Genomic DNA, 12,403 nt, shown 5'->3' with positions numbered 1-12,403 from the left:
CTATAGACCAATGTCACATGAAAGATGATTGATGGCCCAATGTAAAAATCAAGCAAAACAATCGTGCGCGGCGATGAATTGCTTGTTATTGAGGCACTTGTGTCAACGGAGAGACAGATGATCATCTATGGGTTGAAGAACTGCGACACCTGTCGCAAGGCCTTGAAAGCATTGGAAAACGCCGAGCTGGTGGACGTAAGGGAAACGCCGCTGGACGCTGAATTCCTGGCGCAGGCTGAGCAAAAATTCGCTGAAAAACTGGTCAACACCCGCTCGACCACGTGGCGGGGGCTGAGCGAAGACGAGCGCGCGCGCCCCGCGCTGGAGCTTCTGGCGGACCATCCGGCGTTGATGAAGCGCCCGCTGATCCGCACCCCTGAGGGGGAATTATTCCTGGGTTGGACCCGTGACGTGCAGGTAAGCCTTGGCATCACGGACTGACGTCCCTAGGTCATAGGAAACCGGAGGTAACATCATGCGCAACGCAGCCCTTTTCCTGGGAATTATCGGTGGTCTGATCGGAATGGTGGTCGGCTTTTTCAGCTATGGCTATACCGAGTTCGTCGAGCGGGTCGGGGATTTCGACGGGATGCTGGACCAGGTCGAAAACGTCGATCTGATCCGCTTTGCCAGCTTCTTTGCGCCGCTGTTGGCGATTGCGGGCGGGGCCATGGCCAAGGCGCGGGCCCTGTGGGGTGGTGTGCTGTTGCTGATGTCGGCGGCGGGCATGTATTACGCCTTCAGCTTCAACGTCTTCACCATGTTCCCCATCGGATTCTGCGCCCTGGGGGGGCTGTTGGCTATTGCGGCTGGGAAACCGGACGAGCCAAAGGCCCATTTCTAAGCAGCGCATCAACCGAGACCGGACCTGCGCCCTTGATCACCAGCGTGGTCAGGGCCAGCATCCAAAAGGCCCGCTGATCCAGGATCAGGCTGTCGGGAATGCGGTCGAACCAAGCGCCCAGGGTCTCGGCGTGTTCGATGCCGCCGTGGCCGTACAGATCCGTCAGCGATTGCACAGCGACAAATCCGATCATCCCCAGTGCGGCCAGGCGGGTTAGCAGGCCCAGAATGATCAGCAGCGGCAGGATGAACTCGGCCACGGTGCCTGCGACGACAACCGCCCAATGGAAGACCCCCAGTTGCGAGGCGTCATAGGACACGGCCTCGAACGCTTTGGGGAAAATCTGCGCATATGCTCCGACCGAGGGGCTGAAGATCCCAAAGATCCCGTCGCCCAGTTTGGTGATCCCGGAGGCCCAGAAATACATGGCCAGAACGGCGGCAAAGACAAAGCGCGCCAATGTGGGCAACAGCCAGTCTGCGCGGTTCAGCTGTTCCGTGAGTGCGTGGTAAAGGCTAAACAGTCTTGTCATTTTGGGGCCTCCGAAGTCAGTGAGTGAAGGGCCTGTTGCTGGATGAGCAGCGGCAACAGGGTGGATAGATCGGCGTCAGGCGCGCGCTCCAGCGCCTCGCCCAGGACATGTCCGTCCAGCAAGGCAGCCATCAGCGCGGCCTGTGGTTCGGACAAGGGGGTGGCGGTAGGATCAAAGTCAGGCCGGGTGATCAGCACGGTTTCCGCGCCGCCGGTGGGTTGAGGGCCCTGATCCATCGCATAGGCGCGGATTTGCGTGACTGGAAACTGGGATTGCAGCAGCCCGACCGCAGGGGCAAAGCCAAACCGGGCCGCCATAAAGGCCTCGGGCGTGAGGGACTGCAACGTTTCCGGGTTTATCGGGGCTGCATCCGCGGCGTGATACGCCACGCGCAAGGCCCATTCCAGGCGCGCCACATCCGGCAACCAGGCCAGATGGGCCAACGGCTCGATCCCCGCCAGGAACGCAGGAAACGCATCGCCATACAGGAACATCAGCGGGGATCTGGGCGCGTGGGTGGCCACGAATTGCCGGGCGATCTGGGTGAAATTGTCCTCGCCCACCAGCCGGGCCGTGGCGGGAAACCCATCGCTCAGGGCCTCCATCAACGAAACGGTGACATTGTTGCGATAGACGTTGAATCGCTTGCCAGCGGGGGCCTTTGCTTTGTCCAGCAAGCCCGCCGGGATCGGGAACGCGGCATCGCGTAGGGCGGTGTGAAATTCGGATTGCGAGGTCATGCGGGCACCTTCAGCGCCGCATCCGCGCGCGCGGCCTCGGCCTGCAATTCGGTCCATTCCGGGACATCGTTGTCCCACTCGATCAGGATCGGTTTCGGCCCGGTTTGATGCAGGGTGTAGCTCAGCAACGCCCAAACCGGATCAGCCACCGGGCGCCCATGGCTGTCGATCAGCAGCGGTGCGCCGGTGTCATCGGTGTCTTCGTCGTGACCACCCAAATGGATTTCGCCAACCTTCTCAGTGGGGTAGGCGTCAATATAGGCGCGTGGATCGTATCCTAGATTGGTGGCCGACACGAAAACGTTGTTCACGTCCAGCAGCAGGCCACAGCCCGTGCGCTTGGCGATCTCGGCCAGAAAATCGGGCTCTTCATAGGTCGAGGCGGCAAAACGCAAATAGCTTGAGGGGTTTTCCAGCAGCATCTGACGGCCCAAGGTCTGTTGAACCTGATCGATATGATCGCAAATTCGGCGCAGCGTGGCTGCCGTATAGGGCAGGGGCAGCAGATCGTTCAAAAACTCGGCCCCGTGGGTGGACCAGGCCAGATGTTCGGAAAAACTGGCGGGGTTCAGCCAGTCACACAGGTGCTTCAGGCGGGCCAGATGATCGGGGTCCAATGCATCCTCGCCGCCGATGGACAGGCCAACACCGTGGACTGAGATCGGAAAACGTTGCGCCAGATAGCGCAGCATCGCCAGCGGCCGACCGCCATCCCCCATGTAGTTTTCGGCATGGATTTCCAGCCACTGAACCGCTCCGGATTTGTCCAGAATGTCGGTATAGTGTTGCGGCTTAAAGCCAACTCCCGCAGCGGCGGGCAAATGATTGGCCGTATCAAACATGATGTCCCCGATCCTGTGTGAAAAGAGCCTGTGCGAAATGGGCCTGTGCGAAATGGGGCGGGCATGGTTGCCCACCCCAGAAGGCGCTTAGCCTTTCATCGGCAGGTCGCGATCCAGTGCGGTCAGGCTGCCTTTGCGCATGGTGCCATCTTCCATCGCGGGCAGCGCGATATCCATGCAGGTGCCTGCATCGACCAGGGTCCAGGCGTTGCCCTGGTAATCCACCTTCGACGAGCCGGCGCAGGTGGTGCCGGGGCCAGCGGCACAATCGTTCTTGCCGGCCAGCGAAACGCCAAAGCATTTCTCTTTTTCCATCGCATGTGCGGTGGTGGTGGTCTGAGCGGTCAGAGCGGCGGCCAGTGCGCCTGCGACGGCTGCGGTTTTCAGTGCGTTGGACATGTTTGGTTCCCTTTCCAATGTAAAACTCGTCCGGACGTTGCCGGTGGGGAAAGGTTAGGAAAACCAGGGCGTCACAGGCCACTCACAGGCCCGTGCATCACAGCCGCGTCAGCGCGCGTGTGAGCCCCGTGATCGTACAGGGTGGTTTTCGACGTGTTTATTACGGACCCGGCAACATTTTCCGTCGCCAAAAGGCGAAAAAAATTCGGTTTGTTACAGTGGCGCCTTGCAGGTGTTGATCTGAGTGTGCCGTGCGTGGGGATGCTCACGTTCGCGTCCGAATGGTGTTGCATCGGTTGAAACCGTCGCTGAATTGGCGCAGCGCATAGAAAAACGCGCCACCCCGGGGCAGCGCGTTCCAGAAGTGTTCGGGCGGGCTGGATCAGCCGCGCAGATCGGGCGGTGTGGCTTCGGCCGACAGTGAGGCGACCACATCATCCAAAGGCTGCACCGAGGTTTGCTTTTCCCCAAGGCGGCGGACGGACACGGTGCGCTCTTCGACCTCTTTCTTACCAATGGCCAGAATGGCGGGCACTTTCGACAGCGAATGCTCGCGGACCTTATAGTTGATCTTTTCGTTGCGCAGGTCGGTTTCGGCGCGCACACCAGCGGCACGCAGAGCGGCGGCGACCTCTTCGCAATAGTCATCCGCTTCGGACACGATCGAGGCCACAACCACCTGACGCGGTGCGATCCAGAACGGCAGCTTGCCCGCGTTGGATTCGATCAGGATGCCGATGAAACGCTCGAAGCTGCCCAGAACCGCGCGGTGCAGCATGACAGGGCGATGTTTGGCACCATCCTCGGCGATATAGTTCGCGTCCAAACGCTCGGGCAGAACGAAATCCACCTGCAACGTGCCGCACTGCCAATCTCGGCCGATCGCATCGGTCAGAACGAATTCCAGTTTTGGGCCATAGAAGGCGCCCTCGCCGGGGTTCAGGTCGTACTCATAGCCTGCCGCCTTGGTGGCGTTGGCCAGCGCGGCCTCGGCCTTGTCCCAGACGTCATCAGCACCCGCGCGCGTGTCAGGACGGTCCGAGAATTTCACCGCGAACTCGGCAAACCCCAGATCCTTGTAGATTGCGCTGAGGAATTCGATGAACTTCTTGGTCTCTTCTTCGATCTGGTTTTCACGGCAGAAGATATGCGCGTCATCCTGCGTGAAACCGCGCACCCGCATGATCCCGTGCAGCGCGCCCGAGGGTTCATAGCGGTTACACGAGCCAAATTCGGCCATGCGCAGCGGCAGATCGCGATAGGATTTCAGACCCTGGTTATAGACCTGCACGTGGCAGGGGCAGTTCATGGGCTTCAGTGCGTTGATGGATTTTTCGCGGGCATGTTCTTCGTCTACTTCGACGATGAACATGTTTTCCTGGTATTTCTCCCAGTGGCCCGAGGCCTCCCAGAGTTTGCGATCAACGACCTGAGGCGTGTTCACCTCGACATAGCCGCCTTTTTCCTGCTGGCGGCGCATGTAGTCTTGCAGGGTGGTATAGATTTTCCAGCCGTTGGGGTGCCAGAAGACCTGACCGGGGGCCTCTTCTTGCATGTGGAACAGGTCCATTTCGCGGCCCAGTTTGCGGTGGTCGCGCTTGGCGGCCTCTTCCATCATGACTTCCCAGGCTTTCAGATCCTTGCGGTTCTTGAAGGCCACGCCATAGATGCGTTGCAGCATCGGGCGGGTGTTGTCACCCAGCCAATAGGCGCCGGCCACGTGGGTCAGCTTGAACGCATCCGCGGGCACCTGACCGGTGTGCTGCAAATGGGGGCCGCGGCACAGATCCTGCCAGTCGCCGTGCCAATACATCCGCAGGTCTTCGCCCTCGGGGATGCGGTCGATCAGCTCGACCTTGAAGGGCTCGCCGCTGTCTTCATAGTGTTTCACCGCGCGGGCACGATCCCACACTTCGGTTTTCACAGGCTCGCGAGCGTTGATGATGTCCTTCATCCGCGCTTCGATCTGGCCCAGGTCCTCGGGGGTAAAGGGCTCTTCACGGTCAAAATCATAGAACCAGCCCTGATCGCGGACGGGGCCGATGGTGACTTTGACGTCGGGCCAGATTTCCTGCACGGCGCGGGCCATAATGTGGGCCAGGTCGTGGCGGATCAGTTCCAGCGCGGGTTCGTCATCCTGCATGGTGTGGATGGCGATTTGCGCGTCCTCGGAGATGGGCCACTGCATGTCCCAATGAGCACCGTTCACGCTGGCGCTGATGGCTTTTTTCGACAGGGATTTGGAAATACCAGCCGCGATTTCGGCGGGGGTGATCCCGGCTTCGAATTCGCGCGCATTGCCATCGGGGAAGGTAAGAGTGACGTTTGCCATATGTTGGCCTCCTCGTCAGTTTGGCGCCCACGGAACGCCCGGTTGCGGGTTATGTGTGGCCCCCTTTTGAATCGCGACCGAGCCCAAGTCAACCCGGCTCGGGCCGCTGCAGAAAACCTGAGTCCAAATGGCCACGGGCTCTTTCCCCGGCTGGCCGCTTGGGGCACAGTTGCACCAAACCCAGCAAAGAGGCCCCCATGAGCACCAGTTTCCTAGACACCCCCAGCGGTCGCCGCATTGCCTATCATGTCACGCCCGGCTCGGGCCCCGGCGTGGTGTTTCTGGGCGGGTACAAATCCGACATGGGGGGCACCAAGGCCGTTTACCTCGAGGACTGGGCAAAATCGCAGGGGCGGGCCTTTTTGCGGTTCGATTATTCTGGCCACGGCGAATTGTCCGAGAAATTCGAGGACGGCTGCATTGGTGACTGGGCCGAGGATGCCGTGCGGGCGATCACTCAACTGACCGAGGGGCCGCAGGTTCTGGTGGGCTCGTCCATGGGGGGCTGGATTTCCCTGCTGATGACGCGCCGCATCCCTGAAAAGGTGGCCGGGCTGGTCACGATCGCCGCTGCGCCCGATTTCACCGAGGATAGCTTCTGGGCCGGGTTCACCGATGCGCAAAAGGCCGAGATGGCGCAAACCGGGCAGGTCGCGCTGCCCTCGGACTATGACGAGCCCTATATCGTGACGCAGCGCCTGATCGAGGATGGGCGCAACAATCTGGTTCTGCGTGATGCGCTGCCGCTGCCGTTCCCGACTCGGTTCTTGCAAGGCACGGCTGATGGCTCGGTCGAACGGTCCGTCGCGCTGCGTCTGCTGGATCACGCCACGGGGCCAGATATGCGTCTGACCTTGGTGGACGGGGCCGATCACAGCTTTTCTGATGACACGTGCCTGCCACTGATCACGGCCACGATCACAGACGTGTTGGAGCGGATCTGATGGAACAGAGAATCAGCCTGATCACCCTTGCCGTCGAGGATATGGACCGCACCGCCGCCTTTTATGACGCGCTGGGATGGCGTCAGGAAGAAACTCCCGACGGGATGGTGGTGTATGACCTGCTGGGGCAGACGCTGGGCCTGTATCCCAAGGCAGATCTGGCGCGGGACATGGGGGTTGATCCCGACGCGCTGGGTCATGGCGCGATGACCCTGGCCTGCAATACCCGCACCAAGGACGAGGTTTCGCAGGTCTTTGAGGCTGCAAAATCCGCGGGCGCACGGGTGCTCAAGGAACCGCATGATGTGTTCTGGGGCGGGCATATTGCCTATTTCGCCGACCCCGAGGGCCACATCTGGGAAATCGCCTTTAATCCGTTTTCGCCTCTGCGCGAAGATGGTGCATTTCGGTGGAACGGCTACGAGGCGCCCTCAGCGGAGGCAGGCTGAGCGTGTAAGCCGTTGACTTGGTCAGGGCGACACCCGACTGTTTGAACATAGAATAGAGTGAGTGGCAGGGCAGGCGGAATGCAAGAGCCTTTGGTTTTCCTTCCGGGGATGATGTGCGACGCGCGTTTGTTTGCGCCGCAATTGATTGATTTGGGGCGCGATCATGTGGTCTCGGTCGCGCCGATCACGGGCGGCGACCGGATCGAGGACATCGCCAACGCCATCCTGCCCCAACTGCCGGAACGCTTTGCTTTGGCGGGCCTGTCCATGGGCGGGATCGTGGCGATGGAATTGATGCGCAAAGCGCCCGAGCGCATCACCCGGCTGGCCCTGATGGATACGAATGCGCTGGCCGAAACCCCTGCGGGGGCCGCGGCCTATGAACCTTTGATCATTGGCGCCAAAGCGGGCCGGTTAGAAGAGACCATGCGCCAATTGGTGCTGCCCGACCATCTGGCACCCGGTCCAGCGCGGCTGACCGTGATGAATGAACTGCTGCAAATGGCGCTGGGGCTGGGGCCGGACGTGTTTGTCAATCAGGCCCGCGCGCTGCAACGGCGCCGGGATCAGCAGGCGACATTGCGCAAGGTGAAATGCCCCACGCTGGTGCTGTGCGGCGAACATGACGGGCTGACGCCGGTCAAGCGCCACGCCTTTATGGCCGAGCTGATTCCCTATGCCGAGCTGGAGGTGATTGAAGGCGCGGGGCACCTGCCCACGCTGGAACAGCCCGTCAAGGTGAACGCGGCGCTGCGGCGTTGGATGCTACAGCCGCTTGTGTTGCGCAGCTAAAAAGGCGCGGACAATGCCCGCGCCTTTCTTAGATTCCGTGTTGAACTGATTAGTTCGAGGCAACGACCTTGGGACGCGCGGCCTTTTTCGCCGGTTTGGCGGGGGCGGCCGAGTTCTGGTCGATGAACTCCAGCACCAGCGGGCGGATGTTGTTGCGCCAGCTTTTGCCCGCGAAAATACCATAGTGACCGGCGCCAGGCTCCAGGTGGCTGGCTTTCTTTTCGTCCGGCAGGCCGGTGCACAGGCGCAGCGCGGCGACACATTGGCCGGGGGCCGAGATGTCATCATTCGCGCCTTCAACGGTTTTCACCGCAACGGTCGTGATCTTGCCAATATCGACGTGCTTGCCGTTGATCGAGAATTCGTTTTTGCCGATCTCGCAGTTTTTGAAGATCCGCTCGACCGTGGACAGGTAGAACTCGGCGGGCATGTCCATCACGGCCAGATATTCGTCATAGAATTGGTTGTGGGCGTCGTGATCCGAAGCCTCGCCCTTCATCACGCGCTGAATCTGATCCGCAAAGGCCGAGGAGTGGCGATCCGCGTTCATCGACATGAACGAGGCCAGCTGCAACAGGCCCGGATACACCATGCGGCCCACGCCCTTGTATTTAAAGCCCACACGCTGGATCATCATCTCTTCCAGCTGGCCCATGGTGACGCGGTTGCCGAAATCCGTCACGTCGGTGGGCGTCGCGTCAGGGTCAATCGGGCCACCGATCAGGGTCAGCGAGCGGGGCTGTGCCTCGGGATCTTCCTCGGCCAGATAGGCGGTGGCGGCCAGGGTCAGCGGTGCGGGCTGACAAACGGCGATCAAATGGGTGTCAGGCCCCAGGTGACGCATGAAGTCGACCAGGTACAGGGTGTAATCTTCGACATCGAACTTGCCCGCAGAAACAGGAATGTCACGGGCGTTATGCCAATCGGTGATGTAAACTTCACAATCGGGCAGCAAGCTAAGAACAGTGGAACGCAGAAGGGTCGCATAATGCCCCGACATAGGAGCAACCAGCAGCACCTGGCGCGGTTTGGGCTCGCGGCCCATGACCTTGAAATGAATCAGGTCGCCAAAGTCGCCCGGAACCACGGTTTCGACGTTGACCAGGTGGTCCTTGCCATCATCACAGGTAAAGGTGCGGATGCCCCAGTCAGGCTTTACGACCATACGCTGGAAGGTCCGTTCAGTAACTTCGCCCCAAGCGGCCATCCACTGCAAAGCAGGGTTTGGCACCATGCTGAAAACCGGATATGATGCCATGGACAGGGCGGAGGCACCCAACCATTGGTTCGTATTACGCAAAGTTTCCATAAGGTCGTATGTCGCCATATAGCGCATGGTGATCTCCTTTTTCACGGCATTCGCCGTTGCGTTTCAATCTCTTACCCTGCCAAACCGACGACAGTTAACCTGTTCACCGAAGATGCTGCGTGGCAGCGAGAATAATGGGGAATCTCTAATATGACAACAAAAGAGGATGTCGCAGGCGAAAATTTGGAACGCCTGAACGCGAATCTCGCGAGGGTTGAGGAGCTCTCTCAGAGGTTGATCGCGGCGATGTCTGGACGAAAACCGCCCAACCCCACGCTGAACGCACCCGATCAGGATATGTTTCTGAAGGCCGCCACCACTTATTGGCAAGAGATGTCTCAGAATCCCGCCCGCCTGTTTGAAAGCCAGCTGGAGTATTGGGGGAAATCGGTCAAACATTTTATCGAAGCACAACAGGTTCTGGCGCAGGGGAAATTGGAAGCCCCCGAAGACAGAACACCCACGGATCGGCGTTTTTCGAATCCGCTTTGGAAAACCAACCCATATTTTAATTACGTCAAACAGCAATATATGCTGAATGCCGAGGCGTTGCAGAATGCCGTGAATGAAATCGACGATCTGGAAGACATCGAGAAAAAACGGCTTCAGTATTTCTCGTCTCAGATTATCGACATGATGGCGCCGACCAATTTCCTGGGGACAAACCCCGACGCGTTGGAAAAGGCGATCGAAACCGACGGCGAATCCCTTGTTCGCGGGTTGGAGAATCTGGTTGCGGATCTCGAGGCCAATGACGGTGAAATGCTGGTCCGGCTGGCCGATGCAAATGCGTTTAAGGTGGGGCAGAACATCGGGGCCAGCAAAGGCAAGGTGATATATCGCAACCGAATGATCGAACTGATCCAGTATGCGCCCACTACCGAAGAGGTCCACGCCACGCCTCTGATCATCTTCCCGCCCTGGATCAACAAATTCTACATCCTCGACCTGAAGGAACAGAACAGTCTGATCAAATGGGTCACGGATCAGGGCTATACCCTGTTTGTGGTCAGCTGGGTGAACCCGGATGAATCTCATGCGGATGTCGGCCTGGAACACTATATCGAGGACGGATTCCTGACCGCCATCCGCGAGGTCAAGGCGATCACCGGCCAGGATCACGTCAACGCGGTGGGCTATTGTATTGCCGGTACGACGCTCAGTATGACTCTGTCGCTGATGAAGCATCGTGGCGACAAGTCGGTCAAATCGGCCACGTTCTTTACGACTCTGACCGATTTCAGCGATCAGGGTGAATTCATCCCCTTCCTGCAGAACGATTTCATTGATGGTATCGAGGAAGAGGTGAATGAACGCGGCGTGTTGCGCTCGTTTATCATGTCGCGGACCTTCTCGTTCCTGCGCTCCAATGATCTTGTCTATGGCCCCGCGATCCGCAGCTATATGCTGGGCGAGGCGCCGCCGGCCTTTGATCTGCTGTATTGGAACGGCGACAGCACCAACCTTCCGGCCAAGATGTCCGTGGATTACCTGCGCAAGCTTTGCCAGGAAAATCAGTTCGCCGATGGTGGTATCGAGCTGATGGATGATCGCCTGCATCTGGGCGATGTGGATGTGCCCGTGTGCCTGATCGCCTGCGAGACCGATCACATCGCTGCCTGGAAAGACAGCTATCGCGGCGCCCAGCAGATGGGGTCCAAGAACAAGACGTTCATCCTGTCGGAATCCGGGCACATCGCCGGGATCGTGAACCCGCCTAATAAAAAGAAGTACGGTCACTACACGAACCCCGACATGACGCTCAGTTCTGACGCCTGGCAGAGCAAGGCCAAATACCATGAAGGGTCCTGGTGGCCGCGTTGGGAAAGCTGGCTGGCCAAGCGTTCGGGCAAGATGGTTCCGGCCCGCGAACCCGGTGATTCGAGCCACCCAGCCCTGTGTGATGCGCCTGGGACCTATGTATTGCCGAAGTCAAGCGACTGATTTCACTTGAAAATCTAAATTATTCTGCGGCGCAGCAAAAATCTCTTGATTTGCTGCGCCGCAGCATTCATATTGTTTGCAGTTGCAGAAACCGGGGTGGGCCCGGAACGCAAACAAAGGAATTTTAAAATGGCTACCAAGACCGCAACCGCACCCGATTTCACCGCAGTTCTGAAAGACATGATGGGTTCGTTCCCCGTTGACACCAAAGCTTTCGAAGACGCCTACAAAACCCAGGCGACCCTGAACGAAAAGCTGGCCGGTGTTGCTCTGACCGCTGCTGAAAAATCCTCGGACATCTCGTCCAAGTGGACCAAAGAAACCCTGACCAAGCTGGCCGACATGTCCAAAGCCAAGGCCGAGCCTGCTGACTACGCCAAAGCTGTGACCGATTTCGCTTCGGCTTCGGCTGAAACCGCTGCCGAAAACATGGCTGCTTTCGCTGAGATCGCCAAGAAAGTTCAAATGGACACCGTTGAGCTGCTGATGGCTGCTGGCAAAGACATCACCGAAGAAGCTTCGGCCGCTGTTCAGAAAGCCACCAAAGACGCTACCGAAGCTGCCAAGAAAGTCGCTTCGAAGTAATCGCGCTATCGCCGCATCGACCTCCTCCCAAAATTGATGCGTAGCGTGGGGCGGGCTTTTATAGCCCGCCCTTTCTTTTTGTGCGGACCTGTCGTAGGCTTTGCTGCAGTGCTGCATTTTGGGAGGACCGCCCTTGTCGGACGACAACAAACCGCTTTTGATCAAACGTTATGCTAGCCGTCGTTTGTACAACACGGAAACCAGCGATTACGTGACGCTGGACGACATCGCTGGCTTCATTCGCGAAGGTCGGGAAGTCCAGATCGTGGACCTGAAATCAGGGGATGATCTGACGCGCCAGTATCTGCTGCAAATCATCGCTGAACACGAAAGCCGCGGGGACAACATCCTGCCGGTGAACATCCTGACGGATCTGGTGCGGACCTATTCGGGGCCGGCGGGCTCGGTCGTGCCGCAGTTCCTGCAAATGTCCTTTGATATGTTGCGCGATGGTCAATCCAAGATGATGGAGAACATGTCCAAGGTGAACCCCATGTCCAACATGCCCGGGTTCGAGGCCATGCAGGCGCAGCAAGAGGCCTTTATGAAGGCAATGACTGGCGGGTTGTCCAACAACTGGAGCGGTCCGGCTGATGAATCCGCAGACTCCAGCGGTGAGGAAAACCTGGACGAGATCAAGAAACAGCTGGCCGATCTGCAGGCCAAGCTGTCGAAGATGAGCAAGTAACAC

General features: G+C 58.9%; 14 protein-coding genes. 8 read left to right on the top strand and 6 right to left on the bottom strand.

All coding sequences use genetic code 11. From position 1 onward, the window contains the following. Nucleotides 1-117 precede the first annotated feature (117 nt). Together ACXADQ_RS20490 and ACXADQ_RS20485 are read left to right on the top strand one after the other, a co-directional pair. A complete protein-coding gene (locus tag ACXADQ_RS20490; RefSeq protein ID WP_475325905.1) occupies nt 118-441 on the top strand; it encodes an ArsC/Spx/MgsR family protein in 324 nt (107 codons plus the stop codon). A gap of 34 nt (nt 442-475) precedes the next feature. Next, complete coding sequence (locus ACXADQ_RS20485; protein ID WP_475325901.1) at nt 476-844, top strand: hypothetical protein; 369 nt, start codon at nt 476-478, stop codon at nt 842-844. Here the strand turns inward: ACXADQ_RS20485 and ACXADQ_RS20480 are convergent. The 5 genes from ACXADQ_RS20480 to thrS all read right to left on the bottom strand — a co-directional run bounded on the left by ACXADQ_RS20480 (nt 801) and on the right by thrS (nt 5,689). Next, nucleotides 801-1,376: a DoxX family membrane protein gene (locus tag ACXADQ_RS20480; protein WP_475325897.1), complete on the bottom strand. Its 576-nt coding sequence runs from the start codon at nt 1,374-1,376 to the stop codon at nt 801-803. The genes ACXADQ_RS20485 and ACXADQ_RS20480 overlap by 44 nt on opposite strands. Beyond that, a complete protein-coding gene (locus tag ACXADQ_RS20475) occupies nt 1,373-2,116 on the bottom strand; it encodes an HvfC/BufC family peptide modification chaperone (RefSeq protein WP_475325893.1) in 744 nt (247 codons plus the stop codon). The genes ACXADQ_RS20480 and ACXADQ_RS20475 overlap by 4 nt, the downstream gene beginning before the upstream one ends. Continuing rightward, complete coding sequence (gene bufB / locus ACXADQ_RS20470; RefSeq protein WP_475325889.1) at nt 2,113-2,958, bottom strand: MNIO family bufferin maturase; 846 nt, start codon at nt 2,956-2,958, stop codon at nt 2,113-2,115. Before bufB ends, ACXADQ_RS20475 begins: the two co-directional genes overlap by 4 nt. Nucleotides 2,959-3,045: 87 nt before the next feature. After that, a complete protein-coding gene (locus tag ACXADQ_RS20465) occupies nt 3,046-3,357 on the bottom strand; it encodes a BufA1 family periplasmic bufferin-type metallophore (protein WP_475325886.1) in 312 nt (103 codons plus the stop codon). 382 nt (nt 3,358-3,739) lie between these two features. Next, the gene (thrS, locus tag ACXADQ_RS20460; protein ID WP_475325881.1) at nt 3,740-5,689 is read right to left on the bottom strand and encodes a threonine--tRNA ligase; all 1,950 of its coding nucleotides are present in this window, start codon (nt 5,687-5,689) and stop codon (nt 3,740-3,742) included. 197 nt (nt 5,690-5,886) lie between these two features. Here thrS and ACXADQ_RS20455 point away from each other — a divergent pair, with 197 nt between their 5' ends. From ACXADQ_RS20455 to ACXADQ_RS20445, 3 genes are all read left to right on the top strand, one after another. Next, nucleotides 5,887-6,633, top strand: coding sequence for an alpha/beta hydrolase (locus tag ACXADQ_RS20455; RefSeq protein ID WP_475325877.1), 747 nt, complete (start codon nt 5,887-5,889; stop codon nt 6,631-6,633). Further along, nucleotides 6,633-7,082, top strand: a complete 450-nt coding sequence (locus tag ACXADQ_RS20450) for a VOC family protein (RefSeq protein ID WP_475325874.1) — start codon at nt 6,633-6,635, stop codon at nt 7,080-7,082. Before ACXADQ_RS20455 ends, ACXADQ_RS20450 begins: the two co-directional genes overlap by 1 nt. 78 nt (nt 7,083-7,160) lie before the next feature. Next, nucleotides 7,161-7,874, top strand: coding sequence for an alpha/beta fold hydrolase (locus ACXADQ_RS20445; protein WP_475325870.1), 714 nt, complete (start codon nt 7,161-7,163; stop codon nt 7,872-7,874). A gap of 49 nt (nt 7,875-7,923) precedes the next feature. Here the strand turns inward: ACXADQ_RS20445 and phaZ are convergent, their stop codons facing one another. Then, a complete protein-coding gene (gene phaZ, locus ACXADQ_RS20440; RefSeq protein ID WP_475326113.1) occupies nt 7,924-9,210 on the bottom strand; it encodes a polyhydroxyalkanoate depolymerase in 1,287 nt (428 codons plus the stop codon). A 123-nt stretch (nt 9,211-9,333) separates the two neighbouring features. On the opposite strand from phaZ, the gene ACXADQ_RS20435 reads away from it, so the two are divergent. The 3 genes from ACXADQ_RS20435 to phaR all read left to right on the top strand — a co-directional run bounded on the left by ACXADQ_RS20435 (nt 9,334) and on the right by phaR (nt 12,400). After that, entirely contained in the window at nt 9,334-11,127 is a 1,794-nt protein-coding gene (locus ACXADQ_RS20435) for a PHA/PHB synthase family protein (RefSeq protein WP_475325867.1), read from the top strand. Nucleotides 11,128-11,256: 129 nt separating this feature from the next. Continuing rightward, complete coding sequence (locus ACXADQ_RS20430; protein WP_475325863.1) at nt 11,257-11,712, top strand: phasin, PhaP; 456 nt, start codon at nt 11,257-11,259, stop codon at nt 11,710-11,712. A gap of 133 nt (nt 11,713-11,845) precedes the next feature. Further along, on the top strand, nt 11,846-12,400 hold the full coding sequence (gene phaR, locus ACXADQ_RS20425) for a polyhydroxyalkanoate synthesis repressor PhaR (RefSeq protein ID WP_475325859.1): 555 nt from the start codon (nt 11,846-11,848) through the stop codon (nt 12,398-12,400). Nucleotides 12,401-12,403 lie beyond the last annotated feature (3 nt).

It is taken from the genome of Thalassovita sp. ABM4_323 (assembly GCF_056158665.1).
Note: the sequence above shows the minus strand (reverse complement) of the source record. Positions and strands in the feature narration are given on the sequence as shown.

Excerpts from the sequence above, each read along its gene's own strand:
- ACXADQ_RS20490 (WP_475325905.1), top strand. The coding sequence starts at position 118 with ATGATCATCTATGGGTTGAAGAACTGCGACACCTGTCGCAAGGCCTTG.
- ACXADQ_RS20485 (WP_475325901.1), top strand. The coding sequence starts at position 476 with ATGCGCAACGCAGCCCTTTTCCTGGGAATTATCGGTGGTCTGATCGGA.
- ACXADQ_RS20480 (WP_475325897.1), bottom strand. The coding sequence starts at position 1,376 with ATGACAAGACTGTTTAGCCTTTACCACGCACTCACGGAACAGCTGAAC.
- ACXADQ_RS20475 (WP_475325893.1), bottom strand. The coding sequence starts at position 2,116 with ATGACCTCGCAATCCGAATTTCACACCGCCCTACGCGATGCCGCGTTC.
- bufB (WP_475325889.1), bottom strand. The coding sequence starts at position 2,958 with ATGTTTGATACGGCCAATCATTTGCCCGCCGCTGCGGGAGTTGGCTTT.
- ACXADQ_RS20465 (WP_475325886.1), bottom strand. The coding sequence starts at position 3,357 with ATGTCCAACGCACTGAAAACCGCAGCCGTCGCAGGCGCACTGGCCGCC.
- thrS (WP_475325881.1), bottom strand. The coding sequence starts at position 5,689 with ATGGCAAACGTCACTCTTACCTTCCCCGATGGCAATGCGCGCGAATTC.
- ACXADQ_RS20455 (WP_475325877.1), top strand. The coding sequence starts at position 5,887 with ATGAGCACCAGTTTCCTAGACACCCCCAGCGGTCGCCGCATTGCCTAT.
- ACXADQ_RS20450 (WP_475325874.1), top strand. The coding sequence starts at position 6,633 with ATGGAACAGAGAATCAGCCTGATCACCCTTGCCGTCGAGGATATGGAC.
- ACXADQ_RS20445 (WP_475325870.1), top strand. The coding sequence starts at position 7,161 with ATGCAAGAGCCTTTGGTTTTCCTTCCGGGGATGATGTGCGACGCGCGT.
- phaZ (WP_475326113.1), bottom strand. The coding sequence starts at position 9,210 with ATGCGCTATATGGCGACATACGACCTTATGGAAACTTTGCGTAATACG.
- ACXADQ_RS20435 (WP_475325867.1), top strand. The coding sequence starts at position 9,334 with ATGACAACAAAAGAGGATGTCGCAGGCGAAAATTTGGAACGCCTGAAC.
- ACXADQ_RS20430 (WP_475325863.1), top strand. The coding sequence starts at position 11,257 with ATGGCTACCAAGACCGCAACCGCACCCGATTTCACCGCAGTTCTGAAA.